Here is a 25,286-nt window from a genome sequence, read left to right as displayed (position 1 = left end):
GCCGCAGGTCAGGGAGTGTCGGCAGGAACCTCGGGCCAGGTGCCGGGAAGCAGCAGCACCGAGTCGGTGTGCAGCGTGATCCGGACCGGGGAGAGCTCGGTCGCCTCCAGCGCCGGCTCCCCGGTACCGGGGTTGCGGGCGAAGCGTGGGTGAGCGCCGCCGCTGATCTGCCAGCGTATGCGGTGTCCGGCGGCGAAGCGGTGGGCGGTGGAGCTCATCGGCACGGTGACGGCGGCGGGCGTCCGTCCCGTCGTACGGACCCGGGCCGTCCCGTCGCAGACGTTGGTCGAGCGCCCCTTCGCGTCCACGTCGCACAGTCGGGCGAAGACATCGGCGTGCCCGGTGTCCGTGACGACGCTCAGTCTGGCGGAGACCGGGCCGAGGATCTCGACGGGTTCGGCCAGTGCCGGGCCGGTGAACGTCACCACGTCCTTCCGCCGCTCCAGGGCCGCGTTGTCGCGGGGCCCGGCGGTACGGGACAGCAGCGGGCCGCCGAGGGAGGGGGTGGGGTCCGCCGGGTCGTGGACGAAGGAGGCCACCGGCGCGGAGCCGGTGGGCGGCTGCCGGGTGAGGTGCCGTTCCGTGGTGGGGAACCAGGAGGTGGTGGCTGCCGGGGAGGACGGCCAGTCGTCGAGCTCCCGCCAGGTGTTCGCACCCCCCATGTGCACGCGTACCGGCGCGGAGCGCAACCCGGAGGGGTCGTCGCACAGCTGCGCCCGCAGCCACCCCAGGCTCTCGGTGAACACCTCGGGCCAGCCCCGTTGGAGCGCGGAGGTGTGGGTCCAGGGCCCCACGAGCAGGGCGGTCCGGCACCCGGCCCGGCGCAGCCTGTCGTACTGTGCGAAGGTCTGGTCGGCCAGGGTGTCGTGCCACCCGGTGACCAGGCTGGTGGGCACGGTGAGCCGTTCGGCGGCGTCGGCCGTCGAAGCGCCGCGCCAGTACGGGTCCTCCGCGTCCGGGTGCGTCAGTACGTCTTCCAGCCAGGGCACTTCCTGAGCGAGGGTGGTCAGGTGCCCGCTGCGTAGCGGGCGTGCCCCGGTGATGGCGCGCAGTCGGCGTTGGAGGCGCAGTGTCGCCCTGGCGAAGGCCGCCGTTCCCTGGTGCTGGTAGGTCATACCGACACCGACGGCCAGCGCGTTCTCCAGGCGGGGCACTCCGTCGGCGTGGAAGAGGTCGTACGGGTCGTGGAGGCCCATCTGGACGGCCATCGCCTTCAGTTCAGGTGGCGGGTCCAGGGCGAGGGCCCACTGCACATAGCCGAGATAGCTGGGGCCGACCGTTCCCAGTCTGCCGTCGAACCAGGGCTGTTCCCGCAGCCAGGCCACCGTGGCGTGTCCGTCGGCCGCCTCGTTGCGCCACAGGTCGAACCGGCCGCCCGAGCCGCCGGTGCCGCGGCAGCTCTGCAGCACCACATGGAATCCCTGTTCGGCGAAGAGGACGCCGTACATGGGTGACCACGGCACTCCCCTGCCGTACGGCGAGAGCACGAGGAGGGTGGGGAAGTCGCCCGGGCTGCGGGGGAAGTAGTGGTCGGTCAGCAGTGGGCTGCCGTCGGCGGCCGGCACCTCGAGACCCGGCTCCCGGCCGACGGCGTGCCGGGCGGCGGGGAGCCCGCGCCAGGTCGCCCGCAGTATCCGCGCGGACAGCGGCGGCTTTCCCTTCGGCGGCGTCCAGGCAGGCCGGGACGCGGCGTCGTGCGCGGCTGACGTCATCGGGTCCTCCACTCATTTCATTCTCGTACAGCGTACGGGAAGTGTAAATGCTTGGATGGCTTCCGCACGACACACACCGGCGAGGAGAAGGGAGCCCACGACCGTGACGCGTGGTGGCGACTCCGGTGGTGGTACGGGCGTCGACCCGCAGCAGCTCTGGCTGACCCCCGACCGGCCCCGCAAGGGACGCAGACCCGCCTTCACCCGCGAGGCGATCACAGCGGCGGCCGTCGCGCTGGCGGATGCCGAAGGGCTCGACGCGGTCACCATGCGGCGGGTGGCCGCCGAGGTCGGAGCCGGCGTCATGTCGCTCTACAGCTACGCGCCCGACAAGGAGACACTGCTGGAGCTGATGGCCGACCACGTCAGCGGTGAACTCCCGACGGACACCGCGCCCACCGGGGACTGGCGTGCCGACCTCAAGGCCATCGCCCACGAGCAGCGCGCCCTGATGCTGCGGCACCCCTGGCTCCCGGTCACCTTGGCGACGCACCGCACGCCCGGCCCCAACACCCTCGCCTTTCTGGAACGGGCGCTGGCGGCACTGCGTCCCACCGGGCTGGACGGCGCGGCGAAACTGGAGGCCTTCGCGCAGCTCACCGCGTTCGTGGCCGGGTACGTGAGCCACGAGGTCACCCGGGCCGGGAGCGCGCACCCGCCGCAACGGGCCGCCGCCGAGGCCCGCTATCTGCAGGCTGTCGCGGCGGACGGCCGCCACCCGGAACTCGCCGAGGTCCTTGCCGCACCGGGGCGCCCGCTGGAGCCGGAAGCCATGTTCACCCGGTTCCTCAACCGGCTGATCGACGGACTGGCCACCGACTGATCCGCCGCCGGAGCCCGGTAGCGGTCAACGGCCGGGCGGTGAGGCGAAATTGCGGCGGTAGGCGTACGGGCTGACACCGGTGGTGCGCTTGAAGCGGTCGCGGAAGGCGGTGGGTGAGCCGAACCCGACCTGGGCGCCGACGCGTTCGACCGGGTGCCGGGTGCTCTCCAGAAGGTGCTGGGCTTGGCGGATACGGGCGCGATGCAGCCACTGCAGCGGTGTGGTGCCGGTCTGCTCCCGGAACCGGCGGATCAGCGTGCGGGTGCTGACACCGGCGTGCGCCGCGATGTCGTCGAGGGTGAGGGGACGCGCCAGGTTGTCCCGCAGCCAGCTCAGCACCGGTTCCAGGGCCGAGCCCGCCGGGGTGGGCGCGGGCGTGTGGTCGTGGACGATGAACTGCGCCTGGCCGCCTTCACGTTCGAGGGGCATCACCGACAGCCGGGCGGCGTCGGCGGCCACGGCCGAGCCGTAGTCGCGGCGGATCATGTGCAGGCACATGTCCAGCCCGGCAGCCGCGCCGGCGGAGGTGAGGAACTGCCCGTTGTCCACGTAGAGCACGTCCGGGTCCACCTCGATGTCCGGGTGGGCGGCGGCGAGCCGGTCGGCGGCGACCCAGTGGGTGGTGGCGCGCAGGCCGTCCAGGAGGCCGCAGGCGGCCAGCGGGAAGGTGCCCGAACAGATGGAGGCGATACGGGTGCCGTCGGCGGCGGCCTGCCGCAGTGCGGCGCGGACGGCAGGGGTCGGCGGGGCCATCGGCTCCGAGGTGCCGGGAACGATCACCGTGTCCGCGCCGCGCACTCCCTCCAGACCGTGGTGCGCACGCAGGGTGAAGCTGTCGGCGTCGACTTCCGGCTGTTCGGCGCAGACCCGGATCCGGTAGCCGGGGCGGCCGCCGGGCAGCCGGGCGCGGGTGAAGACCTCGATCGGGGTGGAAAGGTCGAACGGGATCACCTTGCGGAGGGCGAGGACAGCGACCGTGTGCATGTCCAGAACCTAACCGCCCACCGGAGAACAGCCACGTCCGGTACCGGCCTCAAGCCCCCTCCCCGACCAGGTCATGGGCGCTGGCAACAACCCGTTGAGACCTGTCACCAATGCCTCTGGGGAGGCACCCGGCAGCGGCTTAGCGTGAGGTCGCCCCAGCTCCCGATCCTGCCTCACCATGGGCGGCATTCCCGGAAAAGGTACGTCAACGTCATGCTGTACATCTCGCCGATCTTCGTCGGTCTGCTCTACGCCCTGCTGATGTCGCTCATCCGCGAGCCGCATCGGCGGCATTTCAACGCGATCATGGTCGGCGGGGCCGGCGCCGCCTACCTCAGTGGGGGTGCCATGGGCGGGTGGGAATTCGCGTTCGCGGCACTCGCCACCTACGTCGCCTACCGCGGCCTGGAGTCGTGGACGTTCATCGGTATCGGCTGGCTGCTGCACACGGCGTGGGACATCGTGCACCACCTCAAGGGCAACCCCATCATCCCCTTCTTCCACAGTTCCTCGATGGGCTGCGCCATCTGCGACCCGGTGATCGCGCTGTGGTGTCTGCGCGGAGGTCCGTCGCTGATCGAACTGCTCCGCCGCAAGCGGCGCAAGACGGCGGCAGGCGGGGCGGCGGCAGCTGACCTCGGCCTGTCGGAGTCACTCGCCTCCGGCGAGCGGACCGGCTCCTGACCGAGTACTCAGCCGCACGGCGGCACCGGCCGGCCCGAGGCCGTGCGGTGCCGCCGTGCGGTGCCCGCCGAAGCGGGAGGTGATGCCTGCGGTGCGGGCCTCCGGGCCTCCGGGTCAGCGGGCGGCGGCGAGTACGGCGTCGGCCATGGCCTTCTCCCCGGCGGCATTGGGGTGGAAGGGCGCCGCCGCGTCGGTGATGAGCGGCTCCATCCAGCGGGTACCGGCGGGCTTGCACACGTCGTGGCCGATGGACTTGGCGTAGGTGTCGACGTACACGGCTCCGTGCTCCGCCGCCTGCTTGGCGATCATGGTGTTCAGACGCTTGTGGGTGTCGCGCAGCCATGGCGCGTCGCCCTTGGCGATGGAGACGACGAAGGGGCAGTTGCTGCCGTCGTCGGGCAGGATCGCGGGATAGCCGGTGATCAGTATCTCGGCGTGCGGTGCGCGTGCGCGGATGGCGTCGAGTGCGCCGGAGATCTTGGGGGCGGTCTTGTCGATGGTGGCGGCGAGTTGGTCCTGGCCGGTCCAGGTGTAGCTCCTCTTGCACGGCGAGCCGAGCGGGTTGACCAGCCCCAGGGTGACGCAGCGCACGATGATGTCGCCGAAGCCGATGTCGTTGCCGCCGATGGTGAGGGTGACCAGGTCGGTGTCGGCGCTCAGTGCGTCCAACTGCGGGGCGACGGAGGGCGACTGGGCCGAGTACAGGTCTTCGGTGGTGGCGCCCCCGCAGGTGACGTCCTTGTGCGCACCGGGGGTGAGCGCGGCGTCGACCAGTGAGGGGTAGTTCCGGTCGGACCGGGAGCAGGTGTCGTCGACCGTGTTCGGCACCCCGGACCCCGCCGCGTAGGAGTCGCCCAGGGCGACATAGCGATGGACGGTGGTGTCCTCCGCCAGCGCCGGGCTCGCGCCGAGCCCGGCGCCGGCGGTCACGGCGGCTGTGGCGGTGGCCAGGGCCACGGCGGTTCTGGCACGGCAGCTGGGCATGCGTACGCGCATGGCGGTACCTCTCGTGAGTGGGGAAAGGCGGGACCACTGCCGGCAGTTACTGGCCAGTTGCACTGAGAGGTAAATATGTGGTCGGCGTCACGGGGCGTCAAGAGGTGCGGCAGCACCGGCTCCGGACTCCGTGGCGGTGAGCGGCCCACGGTGCTGCCGGTGCGTCAGCCGACGTCGCCGCGCCGGGCCGTCACGGCGACCGTGGCGTAGGGCATGGTGAAAGCGCCGCCCAGGGAGTCGACCACCGATCCGACGCCCGCGAGCAACTCCGTCAGCTCGGCCGGTGGAAGCCGGGTGAAGCCGCCCATGGTGGGCAGCAGGTCCAGCCACTCGTCCCGGGTGTAGGACTGCTCCCAGTCGAACCGCCACTGTTCCGGCTCGCCGAAGGCCCCGGCCTCCCGCAGCGCGTCGGCCGCCTTGTCGCATAGCGCCGCGTACGGAGCGGCGTCGCTCGGCTGCCGCCGGGAGGGCAACGCGTCGGGCACCACACGGCGGTAGACCTCGAGGAAGGCTTCGGCCACCTCGGGCGGCGGCTGCTCGACGTTCCAGAAGAGCGCCAGCCGGCCACCGGGACGCAGTGTTTCCGCCGCCTTCGCGGCTCCCGCGACCGGGTCCACCCAGTGCCAGGCCTGTCCGGCCACGACGGCGTCGAAGGTCCGGCCGGCGGGGTCCCAGGCCTCGAAGGTCGCCACCTCGACATCGAGCCCGCGCTGTCGCGCCCACTCGGCCATCCGTACATCGGGTTCGAGGCCGGTCACCCGGCAGCCGGCGGCTCGGAACTGGCGGGCGGCGATGCCGGTACCGCAGCCGACGTCGAGCACGTCGGGCCCGGGGCGGTCGGCGACGATCCGTTCCACCAGGGCTCGGGGGTAGCGGGGGCGGGCCCGGTCGTAGCGTTCGGCATCCACGCCGAAGGACTCGGCTATGTGACGGGCCAGGTGAGATTCGGACACGGAGGGCTGCGGCCCTTCCGGAGATACAGTGGGCATGTGCCCACTGTAGTGGGCATGTGCCCACTCGCCAAGGGGCATACCCTGCCGCGTAGCGAAGGTGCGGTCCCGTGGCCGGCCGGTGGCGGAACACCGAAGAGAGACCCGAGAGACGGAACCGACGGGAGACAAGGAGCGACAGTGCCGACAGGGGTGGCCATCCGCGACGTCCGCGAGCAGTTGTTCGACGCCGCCGAACGCGTCCTGGTGCGGGACGGGCCCAACGCGCTGACCAGCCGGGCGGTGACCACCGAGGCAGGCTGCGCCAAGGGCGTCCTGCACCGGCACTTCGCCGACTTCGACGCCTTCCTCGCCGAACTCGTGGAGGACCGCATCGCCCGGCTCGACGGCCAGGCGGCGGCCCTGCGCGACCGCGCCGGGACCGGCACCGTCGCCGACAACCTCACCGGCGCGCTGACAGAGTTGTTCGGCTCGGTCGCCGTCGCCCTCGTCGGCCTGCTCGTCTCCCGGGACGGCCTGCGCGCCCGACTGCGTCGCAGCAGGCCGACCGGCATCCCGCTGCTGGCGGAGGCCACCGCGATGGTCGCCTCCTACCTCACCGCCGAACGCGAACTGGGCCGCGTCGCGGCGGACGCCGACATCGACACGCTCGCTCCCACTCTCGTCGGGGCAGGGCATCTGCTGTTCGCCGACCGGAAGAGCGCACCGCCCGGAACCGAGGCCGTCCGCAAGTCCGTGACGGCGGTACTGACCGGTGTCGTGCGTGAACCGCGGCCATGAACGCGAGACCCTGAGGGGTTCCGCGCCGACGCGGGGTGGCAGGAGGTGAGGGGGGCAGGCCCGCGGCTGCCACCACAGAAAGGACACCGCGGCACAGGTGAGGAGCACCCCGTTGGGACACAACACGTCGTACACCACGCCGCAGGAGTGGGACCGGCACTATGCGAACGGCCGCCGCTTCCGGCCACTCGGTGACGCCGAGCGTACGCTGCTCGCCGAGCACGCTCCCGCCCCGGAAGGCGGCACCGCGCTCGACGTCGGCTGCGGCACCGGGGAGTTGGCCGACCACCTCACCCGGCTCGGCTACCGGGTGGACGCCGTCGACTGCGCCGACAGCGCCCTCACCCACGCGCGGGCGCGGTACGCCGACAACGGGGATGTGCGGTGGTTGCACCTGGATGTCGAGCGGGCGGACCTGGCCGAGTTGGGTGACGACGGCTACGACCTCGTCACCCTCCGGCTCGTCTGCCCCTTTCTGCGCGACCGGGCCCGCCTGCTGCACGGGCTCGGTGAACGGCTGCGTCCCGGCGGCAGGTTGGTGGTGATCACGCCCTTGGCCGATCAGGTGCCCGACAGCCGGCGGGGCATCGCCCTGGACGAAACGGAGATCGGCCTGCTGACCGAGGGCTGGGAGCGCGCGGAGCGGTTCGACGCGGAAGGTCTCGCGATGCTGGTGCTGCGCGGTGCCCCGCACGGCTTCGACCCGGAGGAGAACAGCCGCCCGGTGCCGCCCGCCTCGGCCGGTGCCGGTGCTGCGGCCGGTGCCGACGCCGCGGCCGATGCCGGTGCGGGGGTCACCGGCGACGAGGGGCGCGTGCGGCGCGGCGTCTGGCCGACCGTCACCGCACTCGCCCGCACCTTCGACGCGCACGGCGACGCGCGCGGCGTGGCACCGGAACAGCAGTGGGCGCTGCAGGTGCTCAAGCTCGCCGAGGAGACGGGCGAGGCGGCGCAGGCCGTCATCGGCGCGCAGGGCACCAATCCCCGGAAGGGGTACAGCCACGGCTGGCAGGACGTGCACGCCGAGGTGGCCGATGTGGTCATCACGGGCCTGGTCGCCCTCGCCCGGATGCGGCCGGAGGACGCGGCGGACTACCTGGAGCGGCAGCTGGCCGCGAAGGCGGCCAGGTTCCTCTAGTCACCACCGACCGGGCCGACATGGGCGCGGTGCCAGGCCGCGTCCCGCAGCAGGCGCAGCCCGTTGAGGCCGACGAGCACGGTGGACCCCTCGTGTCCGGCGACGCCGAGCGGCAGCGGAAGGGTGCCGATCAGGTCCCAGCCGGCCAGGACGGCGATGAAGGCACCCGCGATGACCAGGTTCTGCACGACCAGCCGGCGTGCGGTGCGGGAGAGGTTGACCACGGTGGGGATGGCGGCGAGTTCGTCGCGGACCACCACGGCGTCGGCGGTCTCCAGCGCGAGATCCGAGCCCGCCCTGCCCATGGCGATGCCGGTGTGCGCGGCGGCCAGTGCGGGCGCGTCGTTGACTCCGTCGCCGACGACCAGCACCTTGCGCCCCGCCGCCTCCAGCTCCCGGACGGCGCCGACCTTGTCCTGCGGCAGCAGCGCGGCACGGACATCGGTGATGCCGGTGCGCGCCGCCAGCAGCCCGGCGGCCCGCTCGTTGTCGCCCGTGACCAGGACGGGCCGGGCACCGGTGAGGGAGGTCAGCGCGGCGACCGCCTGGGCGGCGTCGGGCCGCAGCCGGTCGGCGATACCCAACACACCGACCGGGCGGCCGTCCACCAGGACCGCCACGGCGGTGCGCCCGGCTCCCTCCAGCTGCCGCACCGCCTCCCGGGCGGCGTCGCCGGGCCGCCGTGCGCCCTCGTCCACAGCGGGGGCGGCCGGCGGGCCGGCAGCCGGGTCCAGGAGGCGGCCGGGTGCCCCGACCCGGACGCGACGGCCCTCGACGGTGGCGGTGACGCCGAGGCCGGGGGTGGAGGAGAAGCCGTCGGCGTCCGGAAGTGGGAGGCCGCGGCTCCGGGCGGCGTCCACGACCGCGCGGGCCAGCGGGTGTTCGCTGTCCCGCTCGGCCGCGGCCGCCCAGCTCAGCAGGGTGTCCTCGGTGAGCCCCGAACCGGGCAGCGGGCACAGGTCCGCCAGATGGGGGGTGCCTTCGGTGAGGGTGCCGGTCTTGTCCAGGGCCACGGCGTCGGTCTGCCCGAGGCGTTCCATGACGACCGCGGACTTCACCAGCACGCCGTGCCGTCCGGCGTTGGCGATCGCGGACAGCAGCGGCGGCATGGTGGCCAGTACGACCGCGCAGGGCGAGGCGACGATCATGAACGTCATCGCCCGGAGCAGCGTCGGCTGCAGTGCGGCGCCGAAGGCGAGGGGCACGGCGAACAGCGCCAGGGTGGCGGCGACCATCACAAGGGAGTACCGCTGCTCGACCTTCTCGATGAACAGCTGGGTGGGGGCCTTGGTCTCGGAGGCTTCCTCGACCATCGCCACGATCCGGGCGAGTACCGAGTCGGCCGGATCACGCTCCACCCGCACGCGCAGTGAACCGGTGCCGTTGACGGTGCCGGCGAACACCTCGTCACCGTCCTGCTTGACGGCCGGAAGCGGTTCGCCGGTGATGGTCGACTGATCCACCTCGCTCTGCCCGTCGAGGACCCGGCCGTCGGCACCGATCCGCTCGCCGGGGCGGGCCAGGATGATGTCGCCCACCGTGAGGCTCTGCGCGGCCACGCTCTCCTCACCGCCGTCGGGCCGGAGCCGGGTCGCGGTCGCGGGAGCGAGGTCGAGCAGACCGCGGACCGAGTCCGCGGTCCGTGCGGTGGCGAGGGCCTCCAGTGCGCCCGAGGTGGCGAAGATGACGATCAGCAGCGCGCCGTCCAGCACCTGCCCGATCGCCGCGGCGCCGAGCGCGGCCACCACCATCAGCAGGTCCACGTCCAGCGTTTTGTCCTTGAGCGCCTTCAGCCCTTCCCAGCCCGGCTCCCAACCTCCGGTGACGTAGGTGGCGGCGAACAGCGGTGCCCATGTCCAGGCCGGAGCACCCAGCAGGTCGAGCGGCAGGGCGAGCAGGAAGAGCGCGAGTGCGGCGAGTGCCCAGCGCACCTCGGGCAGTGCCAGGACCCGGGTACGCCGACGCGGGGCGGCCGGGCGGGTGAGCGGCTTCGCGGCGGGCTCGGTGAGCGTGGAGACCATGACGAGACGGGGTCCTTCGCTGAAAGGGGAAGCGACGTCCTCACCGTACAGGAATGATTGAACAGCCATTCATGCGTCCGGCTCCGTAGGATGGTACCCATGGGCCATGGAGCGAACACCCCCGAACCCGACGCGGCGCCGCGCACCCGTCTCACCCCGGAGAACGCGCCGCAGGTCGCCACCACGCTCCAGGCCCTGTCCACCCCGTCCCGGCTACTGATCCTGGCGCGCCTGCGCGAGGGGCCGTGCGCGGCGACCGAGCTGGCCGCCTCCGTCGGCATGGAGCAGTCAGCCTGCTCCCACCAGCTGCGGCTGCTGCGCAACCTCGGCCTGGTCACCGGAACCCGGCAGGGCCGCTCGGTGGTCTACACGCTGCACGACAACCACGTCGCGGCCCTCCTCGACCAGGCCCTCTACCATGTGGAACACCTCAGCCTCGGCCTCACGGACGCCCCCGGCGAGGCAGTCGCACAGCCGGACGAGCCCCGGCGCGCCCTGGCCGAACCGTGACGGGCGCCCCGGCACGGTGGCCTCGGGGACCCTCAGGGAGACGGCGGCGGCGCCGGGACCAGCAGATCCGTGCGGCGGAGCGGGCGGGTGAGGGCGAGGAGCGCCTGGTCGTCCTGGGCAGGGCCGGCACTGTGCCGGTGCACATCGGTGACCAGGAAGTCGAGGACGGTCTGCGGATCCGCCGGGTATCCGGTGTTGCGCCGGTAGGCGTCCAGCATCCGCGAGATCCGGTCGGCAGGGTCGTAGAAGGTGCCGCTGCGATCCCGTGCCTCGGTCACGCCGTCGGTGAAGCACAGCAGCGTGCCGCCCGGCGGCAGCTCATAGGTCTCCACCGGAGAGACCCACGAGCCGAGGGTGGTGATCCCCAGCGGCGGCGCCTCCTGACCGGGCTCCAGCAGGCGGGCGTGGCCCGCCGGGTCCAGCAGCAGCGGTGCCGGGTGGCCGCGGTTGACCAGCCGGATCTGCTCCAGATCGCGGGTGAACTCGACGAGCAGTGCCGTGGTGAAGCCCTCGGTCTGTTCGAGCCCGCCCTGCCGCTCCCCTTCCCGTACGAGCGTCTCCTCCAGCGTCTCCACCACGGTGGGCAGGTCGACGCAGTGGTCGGCGGCGTAGCGGAAGGCACCGATGTCCGCGCTGACGACCGCGATGGCGGACAGCCCCTTGCCGCGGACGTCGCCGATCATGGCACGCACCCCGTACGGCGTCTCCTGCACCACGTACAGGTCGCCGCCGATCAGGGCGGTCTCGTCGGCCGGGACGTAGCGTGCGGCCACCTCCAGGCCACCGGTGCGCTCCGGCGGGGTGGGCAGCACCGCCTGCTGAGCCACCTGGGCGGCGTGCCGGGCCTTGTCAGCGGTGGCATGGTGCGAGCGCAGGGTCCGGTTCAGCCCGACCGCCAGCGCCGTGATCGCCACCAGGGTGAGCTGGGTACCGATACCGCTCTGCGGCCCGAATGTACCCTCCGAATAGGCCAGCGCGGCGTGTGCCGCCATGGCCGCGACGCCCACGGCGATGATCGTCAGCGGTTCCAGCACCGGTGCGGCCACCACCGGCGCCACGGCCAGCAGGGGCGCGGTGGAGACCCACTGCCGCGCCAGCAGATCCAGCCCGACAGCGAGCACGAGCACGCCCACGGGCACCCACCGGTAGATCCGTCGCCACACCCACACCTCACGCACCCGAACATCCTGCCCCTCGATCGTGCCGCTGCGCGCTTGCCCGCACCGCCGAGGCCGCAGGTTCTGCCGCACGTCTCGCCCGCCTGCCCCGAGCTGGAGTGGCCCGGTCGGGCACGCCGGCCACCCGTGGGGCGGTCGGCCGCCGGGGGCGACCTCGCTCTGTACGCCATCGTATGGAGATCGGCATACCGCCGCTCACGGGCGACCCGCCGCGGAGGGGCGGCGTGGAGTCACAGGGCGCTGCCGTCCCGGCGTATGGGGCCCCAGCGGCCCGGCTGGCGCGTGATGACGGCGTCCGCCTCGGCGATGACGCGGTCATGGATCCAGCCCAGCGGCCTGACAGCCCGGACCAGCGGCTCGTTGTCGGGGCCGCGGCCCATCTCCTGCCCCCTGAGCAACCAGGGACGGGTGCGCGAGTCCTTGACGCGCGGCAGATGGGAGTAGTCGTACAGGCGGCGGGCCACCCATACCCGCGTGGGGCGGTCTCCCCACCACTCCTCCACATCGAGCGGACTGGCCGACAGCCCCGGCATCCGGACGCCCGTCAGGTCGTCCATGCTCGAAGCCCGCTGCAGATCGACCGAAGGACCACGCGACCAGCGCACATACAAGCTGCGGCGCCCGGCCACCAGGTCGGTGACCGCGTCCAGAGTGGTGAAGACGGGCATGGCAGCCGTGGGGTCCATGATCGACTCCTGTCACAGGGCGGTGCCGCACGCGAGTACCCGCCACCCCCGTACCCGCCTCCGGCCGGTCGGGCAGTGACGGCGGCATCTCAGGTGGTCGGCTGAGCCTCCCCCCGGTCCCCTGTCGGCGGGTCGGGCAGACCGCTGCCGTTCGGGCCGCCGCGCTCGGCGCCTCCGGTCATCATGTCCCGTACCTCGGTCACCTGGTCACTCCCTTCCTCGACGCTCCCGGCGCTCCCCGGCGCCCCTCCGCACCAGACGCCGGCGCCCTGACGGTCGAGGCCCGGGTTCCCCTCCTCCACCAGGGGTAACGGACACCGGCACACCGGCCGGGCGGCCCTGTCGAAAACGCCCCCGCAGGAAGCGTGCGCTCCTGCGGGGGCGGCCGGGTTCAGGCGGTCGGCTTCAGGCGGCCGGGGCCGGGCGGGCGGTTCAGGCGGGTGGGGCGGGCAGCGTCGCGAGCCAGTCGGTCAGCAGCCCGTTGATCTCTTCGGGACGCTCCTGCTGGATCCAGTGGCCGCAGCCTTCCAGGATGTGGGAGGAGTGCAGGCCCGGGAGCGTGGTGGGGTAGGCATCGATGGCGTCGCGCAGCCACATGGTGGAGGCGTCCAGCCCGCCGCCGGCGAACAGCGACGGCTGGGTGAGGGGGGCGCCGTCGAAGTCGGCGAGGTCTTCCCAGTCCCGGTCCATGTTGCGGTACCGGTTGAGAGCCCCGCTCCAGCCGGTGCGCTCGAACTCCCCGGCGTAGAAGTCGAGGTCGCCCTCGCCCAGCCAGGCGGGGAGCTTGTCGATCGGGAAGCGGTCACGCATCAGCCCACCGGGGGCGACGAAATGCGGGTCGGGCTCTTCGCCGGTCGGCATGGTGTCGGCGGACAGCGCCGCGTAGATGCCGGCGAGCCAGCCGCGCACATCGGGTTCGATCTCGGCCTCGGCGCGGCCGGGCTGCTGGAAGTAGGAGACGTAGAACTCGTCGTCGCCGCCCACCTGGTCGAAGACCTCGGTGGGCCGGGGGCCGCCGCGCGGGCTGTAGGGAACGCTCAGCATCCCCACCGCGCGGAAGACATCCGGCCTCAGCAGGGCGGAGTTCGCGGCGATGGGCGAGCCCCAGTCGTGTCCGACGATCACCGCAGAGCGCTCGCCGAGGGCGTGCACGACGGCGACGTTGTCCTCCACCAGATCGAGCATCCGGTACGCGGCCGTCTCGGCAGGCTTGGAGGAGCGTCCGTAGCCGCGTACGTCGATCGCCACGGCGCGATATCCGGCGGCGGCCAGCACCGGCAGTTGGTGGCGCCAGGAGTACCAGGATTCGGGGAAGCCGTGCACCAGCAGCACCAGCGGGCCGGTGCCCTGCTCGACCAGATGGGTCCGGCCTGCCGGTGAGGACACCAGCCGGTGTGTCACGTCCATTGTCTGCTGAGACATCTGCCCTCCGAGGGTGCTGAACTGCGGGCCTTGCACGGAACCGGGCCTATGGCCGACCGGCTCACTGACGATCATGTGTCCCAGCAGCCTCGTACACCAGGACTTTTGCCAGTCCGGCAAAGACCTCCGACCTGGCCGTGTACCCGGTGGTCAGGACAGTGGCTGTTCGCCCGCCGCACGTGACCACCAGGCCGCCTCGCCGCGGGTGAGGCCCGGGAGGGTCCGCTCCGCGCGCGAGACATGACGGGCCGGGATCGTCCCCTTCAGGGCGCACACGGCACGGCCCGGCACCGTCTCGGTGAATGTCGCGCCCAGCGGCGCCAGCGCCGCCGTCACACCGGGAAGGGTGTCGTCGGGCACCTCCAACTCGAAGGAGTGGTACGGCTCGTACACACGGGTACCGGCGCGTTCCAGTGCGCGGGCCAGCACCAACCGGGTCAGACCGCGGAAGTCGGCCGCCGTGCTGACCGGCCCGGCGAAGCCGGAGCGCATGAGCGTGACGACGCAGTCGGTGACGGCCCAGCCGTGCGGGCCGGTGCGCAGCGCGGCGTGCACGCCCTCCTCGACGGCCCGGTGGAAGGCGGGCGGCAGCGCGCCCAGCTCCGTCTCGTAACGGAAGACCGCGCCGCTGCCACGCAGGCCGGGCTCGACACGCAGCCCGACGGTGGCCCAATGACCGCTGGACGCCGGGCTGTTGCGCCCGGTCGCGCCGATACCGTCGAAGGCCTCCCCCGTGCCGGTGGGGCGCTCGCGGCATACGGTGCGGCTGGGGGCGAACACCGCCTCGACGCCGTACTCCTGGGCGAGCGTGGCCGCGACGATCTCCTTCTGCACCTCGCCGTGCAGCAGCACCGAGGTGGCGCCGTCCGGCTCGGCCCGCGCATGCAGGAGCGGGTCCTGTTCGGCCATGCTCGTCAGCGCGGCGTGCAGCCGCTCGGCGGCAGCGCGGCCGGGCTCCGCGGGACGGGCGAGGGCCTGGAGGGTGGGCGGGGCGAAGTGCCGGTGCCGAGGAACGCCGTCCTCCTGGCCTGCACCGTCGCCACCCGTGCCGATGTGTACGCCCACGCCTGGACCGGCGGCGGTGTCGGCGCCGTCGTCGGCGGTGTCGCCTTCGGGTACGTCCGCGAGTTCACCCAGGACATCGCCGACACGGACCTGCGGCAGTCCGCGCACCCACCCGATCTCTCCGGCCGTCAGGCGCGCCGGGTGCCGTCCGGGATCGCCGGCCACCTCCAGGAAGGTGATCCGCCCGGTGTGCTCCTCCCGGCTGCCCTCCGGGGAGTACCGGTGCAGGGTGACGCGCTCACGGAGGGCCAGCCGGCCCGCGAAGAGACGCACACAGGCGGTCTTGGCGCCGGAGGGGCCGCGCTCGACCGCGAAGACGGTGCCGCGCGGCTCGCTGCCGCGGGGGCCGGCGGGGTCGCCGGTCCGCGCGTCGGTGGCGGCGGGCAGCAGCTCGGCCATTCCCTCGACGAGCGCTCCGACGCCCTCCCCCGTCAGTGCCGAGCCGAAGTACACCGGGTGGACCACACCGTCGGCGGTGTGTGCGGCCAGCGCCGCCCACAGTTCCTCCCCGGTCGGCGGCGGCCCGTCCACGACGCGTTCGAGGAGCGCGTCGTCGTGCTCCGCCAGCGTCTCGGCGGCACCAGCGCGGGCGTGCGGGTCGGCGTCCAGACGGACGGGCAGCGCGCGGGCGTCGCGCGTACCGAGGCCCTGGACGCGGCTCAGCGGAACGATGTGCGGTGCCAGCTTCTGCCGGATGTCGGTGAGCAGCGCGGTGTACCGCGCTCCGGCCCGGTCGATCTTGTTGACGAACAGCAGGGTGGGGAGTTCCAGTTCGCGCAGGGTCCGCAGCAGTACGCGCGTCTGCGGCTGGACGCCTTCGACGGCGGAGAGGACGAGCACGGCACCGTCCAGCACTCCGAGGGCACGCTCGACCTCGGCGACGAAGTCGGAGTGGCCCGGGGTGTCGATGAGATTGACGCGGGCGCCGCCGACGGCGAAGGACGCGACCGCCGAACGCACGGTGATGCCCCGCTGCCGTTCGATCGCTCCGGTGTCGGTGCGGGTGCTGCCGGCATCCACGCTGCCGAGCGTGCTGCTGGCGCCGGTGTCGTAGAGCAGTCGCTCGGTGAGGCTCGTTTTACCCGCGTCGACATGCGCGAGGATGCCGATGTTGCGGGTGGTGGCGGGGGTGTGGGCGCTGGTGTGCGGAACGCGGGCACCGGTGGGGTGCCCCGTGCGGGGTGCTGACATGGGTGCGGGAGTCCTCGAAGTCCGTCGGCCGGCAGGGGCGCTGGGTGGTTTCGAGGAATCGCCGCATCTCACTCTCCCGCGGACGGCTGCTGGGTCGCCGGACATCCTGGCCACCCGGGCTGCCGGGCGCAACGCGTTTTTGGTGCGACCCGGTCGTCGCCGGAGCGCACCCGGGTGCCGGCTGCTGCCCCTGCCAGCTGTCCCTGCCCCTGCCCCGCCCGGCAGCAGGCGCCGCCCTACCGGACCAGGTAGCTGCGCAGTCCGTCGAGGAACGGTGTCAGTCGCAGGTCGTAGTGCTTGGTCAGCGGCTCCAGGTCGGCGACGAAATCCTCCAGCATGAAGTCGAGCGCGTCGGGGGTGATCAGCGGGCCGGGGAGGCGGGCCATCAGCCGCGCACCGGGGCGGGCCACCCGGTCGGCGACGTCCACGATCGGACGGCCGCGGCCGACCAGCCGCAACGCGGTGCTGAGCATGGCCCGCATCGTCATACGCTCGGGCCCGCCGATCTCGAACGTGCCCTCGGGGGCGTCGGCCGCCGCGGCCTGGGCGACCAGGCGGCCGACGTCGTCGACGTGCACCGGCTGGTGGTTCTGGCGGCCGCCTTGCGGCAGCGGCAGGACGGGCAGGTACCGGCAGGCGCGGATGATGCGGTTGATGCCGTTGTCGCGGGGCCCGTAGACGAACGCCGGGCGCACGACCACGTGTGCCATCCCGGAGTCGGCGACGGCCAGTTCCCCGCGCCGGATGGCGCGGAAGTACGGTTTCGTCGGATTCTCGGTGACGCCGACGCCCGCCACATACACATAGCGGCGCGCTCCGGCGGCGCGGGCCGCCCGTACCAGCCGCTCGGTGCCCAGACCGTCGTACTCCAGATAGCTGTGCCGGTGCTGCGGCTTCTCGAAGGGGTAGTTGGGGAAGTTGGCGCTCTGCACCACGACATCGGCACCCTCGACAGCCGGCCCCAGTGTCGTGGGATCGAGCATGTCGCCCCAGCGGTAGCCGTCGTGCCGGGCCGCCAGCCGCGCGTTGTGCGTCACCACGACGACGTCCCAGCCCGCGTCGCGCAGCGCTTCGACGCAGGCGCCGCCGATGAACCCTCTGCCGCCGACGACGGCGGCCGTGCCTCGCTTGTCACGTGCGGTCATATGTGATCCCGTCTCGACGGCTACAGCATCATCATCCGCATCCGGGTGCCGAGGGACGGCACGGACGGGGAGGCCAGTTCGCGGTAGAAGGTCTCGGCCAGCTCCATGTTGCGGGCCATCCGCCGCATGGCCAGGTCGCGTGCCGTGCGTGCGCCGGGGGCGCTGCCGCACAGGACGCGGGCCCACTGGTCGGAGATGCGCTGGGCGTACGCGGTGCGGGGCTGCCGGCGCTGTTGGAAGGCGGACAGCCGCGCGGCGCAGAAGTCACCGCTGCGGACGGCTTCCTCGGCCACCTCGCGCAGCAGCGGCACGTCCTCCAGGGTCAGGGAGCCGCCCAGCCCCAGGTGCGGCAGCATGCCGTGTGCCGCGTCGCCCATCAGTACGGCGCCGTCGGTGGCCCAGCGCGGCACGGTGATGGTCCACGGGCGGACCACGACGGCGCGCTGCAGCTGGTCGTAGGCGGGGGCGTTGGCCGGATCGACCGCGGCGTACTGCCGCAGGGCGTGGTCCGGGTCGCCGGCCTCGGACTCCTGGGCGACGGTGTAGAGCCAGCTGTCCTTGTCGCCGAGGCTGACGCAGCCCCCCGAGCCGGACGCGGAGAGGGCCTGCCGGGACTCACGGGCCGGCAGCGGACCGCCGACGCCGGTGACGATGACCTGGCCGCGCGGCTGCCGCCGGGAGGAGCTGAGCCCCAGTTCGCCGCGGAGGCGGGAGCCGGAGCCGTCGGCACCGATCAGCAGCGGGGTGCGCAGGGTCAGCGGGCCCTCGGGGCGCCGCAGCCGCATCGTCCAGGTGGCACGCTCCCGGCTGAGGGTCCACTCGTCGACCGAGTCCAGTATCCGCACCCCGGCACGCAAAGCCGTGTCCCGCAGTACGGATTCCAGCCGGGAGGGCAGAATTCCGAGGAATGTGCCCGCGCCCAGCTCCGTCAGATCCACCCGCAACCGGGTGCGTTCCTGGCCGACCACGAACCAGGTGAGGGATTCCAGTTCGGCGCCGTGCCGCAGCGCTTCGGGCAGCGCGCCCAACCACCTCAGGCTTCGGGTTCCCGGCGGCCAGAGCAGAAACCCGAAGATGTCCGCCTTGGCTTTCCTTCTCGATTCGACGATGGCCGTGTCGATTCCGGATTCGGCCAGTGCAATGCCCGTGGACAAGCCCGCGAGACCACCGCCGACGATGGTGATATCGGGTTTCTCCACAGCGGGACGTGCCACGTCGCTCACCACGCCCCCACATTCGCATCAGCGTGTGCGGTGCGCAAGACACGCGCGGGACATCGCAGCGCTTCCGAGGCCTCCTGCCGCTCGGGGGACAGCGGTTGCCGAGCGCTGTCAACTCCCGCGACCGGGGCCGTTGTTGGCCATCAGCCTGCCTGGATGGCGTAGAGGCTCTGGCCCGAGACGAGCTGGTCGGTGCGGATGCGCCGGAAGCCCGCCTCCCGCAGCTCGGGCTCCAGCCGGGCCGGGGTGGTCAGCGCGTAGCACCCCTGGGTGCAGGCCAGGATCAGATCCAGGTTGAGGGCGGTCGGGTTGCTGTCGTGGAACATCGAGACGAGCACCAGCCTGCCGCCCTCGCGCAGGGCTCCGCGCAGCGTGCGGAAGAGGTCGGGGCGTTCCTCGGGTGCGAAGTAGTAGATGTTGTTGAGCAGCAGAATCACATCGTAGGGGCCGTCCAGCTCGGCTTCGCGGACGTCGCCCTGGCGGACGCCGAAGCGGTCGTCCAGGGACCAGCGGCGCAGATTGCGCTGGGCCAACTCGACGGCTGCGGGCTGCAGGTCGAGCCCGGTGCCCGTGCTGCCCGGCCTGGCCGACGCGGCGCGCAGATAGACGCCGGAACCGCAGCCGACATCGAGCACATGGCCGCCCTCGGCCTCGCTCACGGCCCCGCGTACATACCCGGAGATCACCCCTTCCGCGATACGGGAGGATTCGGCGATCACCCCGGCGTACCGCGGCAGATGGTCGCCGAGTTCACTGCCGCGCAGCGTTTCGGGCAGCTCGTGGTAGACGGTGGCGTGGTAGGCGGTCTGCTCCTCCAGGAGGGCCCGCAGGACGCCGCCGTTGCGGCCGACGAGCGCGCGGGCCCGCCTGCCCTTGAGGGCGTACGTCCCGGGGGCGGCGGCGGTCCCGGAGACCCGTGAGGAGACGGCCAGCTCCCCCACCGAGACCCCGAGTTCGAGGAAAATACGGAATTGCTCGGTCCGGGTGATGCCGAGCCGCTCGGCCAGTTCGGCGACCGGGGCCGGGGTCTTCAGGGCCTCCAGCAGTCCGAGGTGGACGGCGGCCGCGAGGAAATGCGTCCGCGTCACCTGCTGGGAATCCCGCAGCAGAAGCGCGTGGGCGGCCGGATCGGGCTGACTGACCGCCGCGCGAAGAGTCCTGCTCCATTTGCTGGAAGGCACGCCGATTCTCCTCCTGTTCGCCCCGGGGCGAGGAATTGACAGATGACCGCTCAGCGTAGAACTCCCCCTTGACGCCTACCAGATGACCGGTAGCGTCTGTTTCCCGCCATATCCGAGAGCACGGCGCGCGACGACGACCGGAACACCGGACTGTGGAGCGAGGAGAAAACGGGTGGAGAAAGCGGTGGAAGGCAGACCCTCGTCCGCCGGCCCGGGACAGCGCCGCGGCACCGATCGCCGCACCTTCGTCGCCGGCTCGCTGGGCGCCGGGGCGACGGTGCTCGGCTTCGGCGGACTGTCCACACCGGCCGCGGCGGCCGGGCAGCGCCGGGTGGCCGTCTTCGGTGGCGGGGTCGCGGGCCTCACCGCGGCACAGGAACTGGTCGAGCGGGGCTTCGAGGTCACCGTCTGGGAGCGCAAGGAACTGGGCGGCAAGTCGCGTTCCATCCCGGTGAAGGGCACCGGTACTGACGGGCGGCGCGATCTGCCCGGTGAGCACGGGTTCCGCTACGTGCCCGGCTTCTACCACCATCTGCCCGAGACGATGGCCCGTATCCCGGCGGCGGGCAGCGACGACGAGAGCGTCCACGACCATCTGGTGGCCCAGGCGGGAGTGCTGTACTCGCGCTCGGGCGGCCGCGAGGACCTGCAGCTCGAATCCAACCCGGACGACCTGCCGTCGCTGGAGGAGATCCAGCGGCTGGTCGTCGCGCTGGTCCAGCAGTTGGGTGCCGTACCGCCGGACGAGACGGCGTTCTTCGCGCGGCAGATCGCCATCTTCGCCACCAGCGGTGAGAAGCGGCGGTTCGGGCAGTGGGAGAAGACGCCGTGGCGGGACTTCCTGCGTACGCAGGAGATGAGCGAGGAGTTCCGCAAGCTGTTCGCCGACGGGCTCACCACGCATCTGGTCGCCTCCCGCCCGGACATCGCCTCGACCCGGGCCACCGGCATCCTCACCGAGCTGTACTTCTACGCGCTCGCCGGGCGCGGCAGCACCGGCACGCTGGGCAGGGTCCTGGACGCGCCGACCAGCGAGTCGTGGATCCAGCCCTGGGTGTCGTATCTGCGCCGCCGCGGTGTCCGCTTCAAGGTCGGCTGGACGGTGGAGGAGCTCACCCTCGGGTCCGACGGGCGGCTCTCCGGCGCGCAGGTGCGCGGGCCGGGTGACGAACGGCAGCGGGTGGAGGCCGACTGGTACGTGTGCGCGGTTCCGGCCGAGCGCGCCCGGAAGTTGTGGAGCCCCGCGCTCCGCAAGGCCGATCCGGCGCTGGCCCGGATGGACAACCTCCGCACCGAATGGATGAACGGCATCCAGTTCTATCTGGACCGGCCCACCCCCGTCCTCAACGGCTTCGTCGACTACCTCGACTCGCCCTGGGCGCTGGTCTCCCTCAGCCAGGCCCAGTACTGGGACCGCGACCTGCCGGCCGAGTACGGCGACGGCGGCGTCGCCGAGTCGTTCTCCGTGAACATCGCGCAGTGGGACGCCCCGGGCATCGTGTACAAGAAACCGGCGCGCGAATGCACCCCGGCGCAGATCGCCGAGGAGACCCTGGCCCAGATGCGGGCCGCGCTGGAGGACACCGGACGCACGGTGCTGCCCGACGAGTCCGTCAAGAGCTGGCACCTCGACCCGGCGATCAGCTACCCGGACGGGGGCTCGACGGCCGCCAACGACGAACCGCTCATCGTCTCCGAGACCGGCTCCTGGGACAACCGCCCCAGCCACCGCACCGCCGTCCCCAACCTGTTCCTTGCCTCCGACTACGTACGCGACAATCTGAGCTGCGCGACGATGGAGGGCGCCAACGAGACGGCCAAGTCGGCGGTCAACGCCCTCCTGGAGGCCGCCGGTTCCGACGCGGACCCCTGTACGGTGCACGAGCTGTACGTCCCCCCGGAGCTGCGGCTGCTGCGCAAGGCGGACGACGTGCGCTACCGGCTGGGCCTCCCCCACGTCCTGGACCGCCCCTGGCCGCTGTAGGAACGCCGCGCCGGGCGGGACGACCGGCGCGGCAGTGCGCGAGCGCCCGGCCGCCGGCCGTGGCGGGTCAGCCTCCGGCCGTGGCGAGCTTCGCCGCGAAGCCGAGGAACAGGGCGCTCGCACCGGTGGTCAGTCCCGCCGACAGCCGCTTGCGGCGGCTGAACTGCGCGGACAGGTGACTTGCTCCGAGGATCAGCACTGTGATGTAGCAGATGCTGAGCGACTGGTAGACCGCCGCCAGCAGGGCGAAGGACAGCGCCGGGTACGGGTAGGCAGGGTCCACGAACTGCACGAAGAAGGAGATGAAGAACAGGATCGCCTTCGGGTTCAGCAGCGTGATCAGCACGGAGCGGCGGAACGGGCGCTCGACCGCGGCCGCGTCGGACTGACCGGCGCCGGCGGACTCCTTGCGGGTGCGCCAGGTCTGCCATGCCCCGCGCAGCATCCCGACGGCGATCCAGCCCAGATAGCCGGCTCCGGCGTACTTCACCACGGCGAAGGCCACCGGATTGGCCTGCAGCAACGAGGCGACACCCGCCGCGGCCAGCAGCATCAGGGCCATCTCCCCGGCGAAGACACCGGCCCCGGCGCGGTAGCCCACCCGTACGCCGCGCCGCGCCGCCACCGACAGCGTGTACAGGGAGCTGGGCCCCGGGAGCAGAATGATCAGCAGAGTCCCCAGCGCGTAGGTGGGCAGGTTCGACACTCCCAGCATCGGTGCCACTCCGCTCTCCGGCTGTCGCTTCGGCCACCGGGCACCGCTGATCGGGCAACACTACGGTCTCCGGCGCGTCGGTGAACGTGAATAAACCGGTGAACGCGCACCGGCGGCGCCCGCCCGGGAACCGGGTGTTCAGCGGTGCCGCAACACCATCCGCAGGCCGCCCCGTGGGCGGAGGGTGACCGTCGGCTGCAGTCGCGGGACGCCGCCGGGGGCCAGGTCCAGCCGAAAACGCTGGGTGAGCATGGTGACGGCGGCCACCGTCTCCAGCAGCGCGAAGACATTGCCGACGCAGCCCCGTCGCCCGCTTCCGAAGGGGATGAAGGCGTGCCGGGGCCGCCCGGTGCCCGCGCCGGGCAGGAAGCGGGAGGGGTCGAAGCCCTCCGGGTTGTCCCAGGCCGCCGGGTGCCGGTGCACGAGGTAGGGCGGCACCGCGACGGTGCTGCCCGCCGGGACGGGTACGCCGTCGATCTCGTCGTCGTCCAAGGCGTCCCGCTCCAGTGTCCAGAAGGGCGGGTAGAGCCGCATCGCCTCGCTGAGGACGGCTTTCGTCCACACCAGGCGGTCCAGGTCGGCGAACTCCGGTTCGCGTCCCGCGAGTACGGTGTCGACCTCCTCCTCCAGCCGGCGCCGCGCCGAGGGGTGCGCGGCCAGCAAGTAGCAGGTCCAGGTGAGGACGGTGGCGCTGGTCTCGTGCCCCGCCATGAGGAAGGTGACGATCTCGTCGCGGAGTTGGCGCGGCCCGATGGCGGAGCCGTCCTCGTAGCGGGCCTGCAGCAGCGCATCCAGCAGGTCCTGACTGCCGGTGTCGGCGGCCGGACCGGCGCGGCGGCGTTCGGCGGCGAGCTGGTCGACCACCTCGTCGACGGCTTCCACCGTGCCGCGCCAGGCGCGGTAGCCGGGAGTCGTGCGCAGCCCGAGCCGGGGAGCGGGCAGCAGCAGCGGATTGCGCATCGCGGTCGTCGCGAAGTCCTGCATACCGGTGACCGCCGCCGAGACGCGCGCCCCCACGCCCCGCAGATCGGCACCGAACAGCGCCTCGCCGACGATGGTGAGGGTGAGCAGGCTCATCGTCTCCGAGACGTGCACGAGCGCGCCGTCGGGTCTGCCGTCCCACTCCTGGAGGGTGCGCCGGATGGTGCCCACCATGCCCGGCAGGAACCCGCTCACCCTGCGGTGGGAGAAGAGCGGCTGGATCAGCCGGCGCTGCCGTTCCCACAGCTCGCCCTCGCTGGTGACCAGCCCGTCGCCGAGGAAGACCCGCAGGGGACGGTAGGTGGCGGCCTTGCGGTAGTTGTCCTGGCGCGAGACGAGGACGTGTTCGGCGTGGGCGGGGTGGCACAGCAGGAACAGCGGACGCCGGGGCAGCAGCGGTACCCGGACCAGATCGCCGTAGCGGCGGTAGAGGCCGACGGCGGCGGTCAGCGGGTCGCGGCCGATGGCGGCGAGCAGTTGCGGCACCTCGCGCGGCGGAGGGCCCGCGGCGCGGCGGGGCCGGCCGGTGGTCGTGGCCGTCATGGGACCCTCCGTCGCAGTGTCATGGCCATCTCGTGCAGTGGACGCAGGGTCACGGTCACCTTGGGCACGGGCTCGAAGCCGGGCAGCAGGTCCAGCCGGTACCGCTGGGTGATCATGGCGAGGGCGACGACGACCTCGATCAGCGCGAAGGCGTTGCCGATACAGCCGCGCTTGCCTCCGCCGAAGGGGATGAAGGCGTGCCGGGGCCGCCCGGCGGACCGGTCCGGCAGGAAGCGGGCGGGATCGAAGGCCTCGGGGCTCTCCCAGACACCCGGGTGCCGGTGCACCAGGTAGGGCGGTGTGATGACGGTGTCCCCCCTGCGGACGGGCAGCCCACCCACCTCGTCGTCGGCGGTCGCGTCGCGCTCGACCGTCCACACCGGCGGGAAGAGCCGCAGGGACTCGTTGAGCACGGCGCGGGTCCATACGAGCTGATCGGTGTCCTCCGGCCCCGGTGAGCGGCCCGCGAGGACCTTGTCGACCTCCTCCTCCAGCCGGGCGCGCACCTCGGGTGCGGTGGAGAGCAGATAGAACGTCCAGGCCAGACAGGTGGCGCTGGTCTCGTGGCCCGCCATGAAGAACGTGACGATCTCGTCACGGAGTTGGCGGGGCCCGATCGCCGAGCCGTCCTCGTAGCGGGCCTGGAGCAGCGCGTCCAGCAGGTCGGGCCCCACCCGTTCGCGGCCGCTCCCGCCGCGTCCCTCCGCCCGGTCGGCGATGACGCGGGCCACCACCTGGTCGATGGTGTCCTTGGCCCGGTCCCACTGCCGGAAGCCGGGACTGGTGCGGCGGGCGGCGCGGGGCGAGATCCAGGTCAGCGGATTCTTGATGACCTTGGTGACGGCGTCCTGGAGGGTCTCCACCGCGTGGTAGACGCTGTCCCGGTCCCCCGTCAGGTCGGCGCCGAAGAGGCTGGCGCCGACGATGTCGAGGGTCAGCCCGCTCATCGCGCTGGTGGCGTCGACGACGGTGCCGTCCGGTTGCCGGTCCCACTCGTCCAGCATCCGCTCCACCGACGCCACCATCAGCGGACGCAGGGTCTCCACCCGGCGGTGCGAGAACAGTGGCTGGATCAGCCGCCGCTGTCGCTCCCACAGTTCGCCGTCGCTGGTGATCAGGCCCAGCCCGATCCACTCGCGCAGCGGCCTGTAGGTGAAGGCCTTGCCGTACCGCTGCTCCCGGTCCACCAGGATGTGCTCGGTGTGCTCGGGGCGGCAGAACAGATGGATGCCGCGGCCCGGGGCGAGAGGCACCCGCACCACGTCCCCGTACCGGCCGACCGTCTGGTACATCGACCGCAGCGGATCGGAGACCGCCAGCCGCAGCAGGCCGGGTATCTGGTGGGGCCGCGGCCCGGGTGCCCGTCTCATCAACTCG

General features: G+C 72.4%; 21 protein-coding genes. 6 read left to right on the top strand and 15 right to left on the bottom strand.

Translation table 11 applies throughout. The annotated features are described in order from the left end of the window. Nucleotides 1-8 precede the first annotated feature (8 nt). Nucleotides 9-1,712 (bottom strand): CocE/NonD family hydrolase, encoded by a 1,704-nt coding sequence (locus tag JW613_RS29215; protein WP_209213882.1) that lies wholly within the window; start codon nt 1,710-1,712, stop codon nt 9-11. Nucleotides 1,713-1,815: 103 nt separating this feature from the next. Between JW613_RS29215 and JW613_RS29210 the strand changes: the two genes are divergently transcribed. Further along, a complete protein-coding gene (locus JW613_RS29210; RefSeq protein WP_307866084.1) occupies nt 1,816-2,535 on the top strand; it encodes a TetR/AcrR family transcriptional regulator C-terminal domain-containing protein in 720 nt (239 codons plus the stop codon). 24 nt (nt 2,536-2,559) lie between these two features. Here JW613_RS29210 and JW613_RS29205 read toward each other — a convergent pair whose 3' ends face one another. Continuing rightward, nucleotides 2,560-3,519 carry a GlxA family transcriptional regulator gene (locus tag JW613_RS29205; protein WP_209213880.1) on the bottom strand — a complete coding sequence of 320 codons (960 nt, stop codon included), beginning with the start codon at nt 3,517-3,519 and terminating at the stop codon, nt 2,560-2,562. A gap of 213 nt (nt 3,520-3,732) precedes the next feature. On the opposite strand from JW613_RS29205, the gene JW613_RS29200 reads away from it, so the two are divergent. Beyond that, nucleotides 3,733-4,203, top strand: coding sequence for a DUF6010 family protein (locus JW613_RS29200; protein ID WP_245226461.1), 471 nt, complete (start codon nt 3,733-3,735; stop codon nt 4,201-4,203). A gap of 114 nt (nt 4,204-4,317) precedes the next feature. Here JW613_RS29200 and JW613_RS29195 read toward each other — a convergent pair whose 3' ends face one another. Further along, on the bottom strand, nt 4,318-5,199 hold the full coding sequence (locus JW613_RS29195) for an SGNH/GDSL hydrolase family protein (protein WP_209213879.1): 882 nt from the start codon (nt 5,197-5,199) through the stop codon (nt 4,318-4,320). 164 nt (nt 5,200-5,363) lie between these two features. After that, entirely contained in the window at nt 5,364-6,188 is an 825-nt protein-coding gene (locus tag JW613_RS29190; protein WP_209213878.1) for a class I SAM-dependent methyltransferase, read from the bottom strand. A 141-nt stretch (nt 6,189-6,329) separates the two neighbouring features. Between JW613_RS29190 and JW613_RS29185 the strand changes: the two genes are divergently transcribed. Then, entirely contained in the window at nt 6,330-6,929 is a 600-nt protein-coding gene (locus tag JW613_RS29185; RefSeq protein ID WP_209213877.1) for a TetR/AcrR family transcriptional regulator, read from the top strand. 112 nt (nt 6,930-7,041) lie between these two features. Continuing rightward, nucleotides 7,042-8,067, top strand: coding sequence for a methyltransferase (locus JW613_RS36060; protein WP_245226460.1), 1,026 nt, complete (start codon nt 7,042-7,044; stop codon nt 8,065-8,067). Here JW613_RS36060 and JW613_RS29170 read toward each other — a convergent pair. Then, on the bottom strand, nt 8,064-10,088 hold the full coding sequence (locus tag JW613_RS29170) for a heavy metal translocating P-type ATPase (RefSeq protein WP_209213876.1): 2,025 nt from the start codon (nt 10,086-10,088) through the stop codon (nt 8,064-8,066). The two genes, JW613_RS36060 and JW613_RS29170, sit on opposite strands and share 4 nt — an antisense overlap. A gap of 99 nt (nt 10,089-10,187) precedes the next feature. Between JW613_RS29170 and JW613_RS29165 the strand changes: the two genes are divergently transcribed. Next, nucleotides 10,188-10,598 (top strand): ArsR/SmtB family transcription factor, encoded by a 411-nt coding sequence (locus JW613_RS29165; RefSeq protein ID WP_209213875.1) that lies wholly within the window; start codon nt 10,188-10,190, stop codon nt 10,596-10,598. A 32-nt stretch (nt 10,599-10,630) separates the two neighbouring features. On the opposite strand, the gene JW613_RS29160 is transcribed toward JW613_RS29165, so the two are convergent. From JW613_RS29160 to JW613_RS36655, 7 genes are all read right to left on the bottom strand, one after another. Then, on the bottom strand, nt 10,631-11,776 hold the full coding sequence (locus JW613_RS29160) for a PP2C family protein-serine/threonine phosphatase (protein WP_307866083.1): 1,146 nt from the start codon (nt 11,774-11,776) through the stop codon (nt 10,631-10,633). 230 nt (nt 11,777-12,006) lie between these two features. Further along, the gene (locus JW613_RS29155; RefSeq protein WP_209213874.1) at nt 12,007-12,462 is read right to left on the bottom strand and encodes a DUF6098 family protein; all 456 of its coding nucleotides are present in this window, start codon (nt 12,460-12,462) and stop codon (nt 12,007-12,009) included. Between the two features lie 432 nt (nt 12,463-12,894). After that, nucleotides 12,895-13,884 carry an alpha/beta fold hydrolase gene (locus tag JW613_RS29150; protein ID WP_209213873.1) on the bottom strand — a complete coding sequence of 330 codons (990 nt, stop codon included), beginning with the start codon at nt 13,882-13,884 and terminating at the stop codon, nt 12,895-12,897. A gap of 150 nt (nt 13,885-14,034) precedes the next feature. Next, nucleotides 14,035-16,140 (bottom strand): elongation factor G, encoded by a 2,106-nt coding sequence (locus JW613_RS29145; RefSeq protein ID WP_209213872.1) that lies wholly within the window; start codon nt 16,138-16,140, stop codon nt 14,035-14,037. 236 nt (nt 16,141-16,376) lie between these two features. Then, nucleotides 16,377-17,285 carry an NAD-dependent epimerase/dehydratase family protein gene (locus tag JW613_RS29140; protein ID WP_209213871.1) on the bottom strand — a complete coding sequence of 303 codons (909 nt, stop codon included), beginning with the start codon at nt 17,283-17,285 and terminating at the stop codon, nt 16,377-16,379. Nucleotides 17,286-17,305: 20 nt separating this feature from the next. Next, a complete protein-coding gene (locus JW613_RS29135) occupies nt 17,306-18,499 on the bottom strand; it encodes an FAD-dependent oxidoreductase (RefSeq protein WP_209213870.1) in 1,194 nt (397 codons plus the stop codon). Nucleotides 18,500-18,648: 149 nt separating this feature from the next. Continuing rightward, nucleotides 18,649-19,686 carry an SAM-dependent methyltransferase gene (locus JW613_RS36655; RefSeq protein WP_307866082.1) on the bottom strand — a complete coding sequence of 346 codons (1,038 nt, stop codon included), beginning with the start codon at nt 19,684-19,686 and terminating at the stop codon, nt 18,649-18,651. Nucleotides 19,687-19,858: 172 nt separating this feature from the next. Here JW613_RS36655 and JW613_RS29125 point away from each other — a divergent pair, with 172 nt between their 5' ends. Further along, nucleotides 19,859-21,670 (top strand): hydroxysqualene dehydroxylase, encoded by a 1,812-nt coding sequence (locus JW613_RS29125; RefSeq protein WP_307866081.1) that lies wholly within the window; start codon nt 19,859-19,861, stop codon nt 21,668-21,670. A 67-nt stretch (nt 21,671-21,737) separates the two neighbouring features. Here the strand turns inward: JW613_RS29125 and leuE are convergent, their stop codons facing one another. From leuE to JW613_RS29110, 3 genes are all read right to left on the bottom strand, one after another. Further along, nucleotides 21,738-22,385 carry a leucine efflux protein LeuE gene (gene leuE, locus JW613_RS29120; RefSeq protein WP_209213868.1) on the bottom strand — a complete coding sequence of 216 codons (648 nt, stop codon included), beginning with the start codon at nt 22,383-22,385 and terminating at the stop codon, nt 21,738-21,740. Nucleotides 22,386-22,523: 138 nt separating this feature from the next. Further along, on the bottom strand, nt 22,524-23,909 hold the full coding sequence (locus JW613_RS29115) for a cytochrome P450 (protein WP_209213867.1): 1,386 nt from the start codon (nt 23,907-23,909) through the stop codon (nt 22,524-22,526). Continuing rightward, on the bottom strand, nt 23,906-25,279 hold the full coding sequence (locus tag JW613_RS29110; protein WP_245226459.1) for a cytochrome P450: 1,374 nt from the start codon (nt 25,277-25,279) through the stop codon (nt 23,906-23,908). The genes JW613_RS29115 and JW613_RS29110 overlap by 4 nt, the downstream gene beginning before the upstream one ends. Nucleotides 25,280-25,286 lie beyond the last annotated feature (7 nt).

This window comes from Streptomyces smyrnaeus, assembly GCF_017676345.1.
GTDB lineage: Bacteria > Actinomycetota > Actinomycetes > Streptomycetales > Streptomycetaceae > Streptomyces > Streptomyces smyrnaeus.
This window is presented reverse-complemented; position numbering and strand designations above follow the sequence as displayed.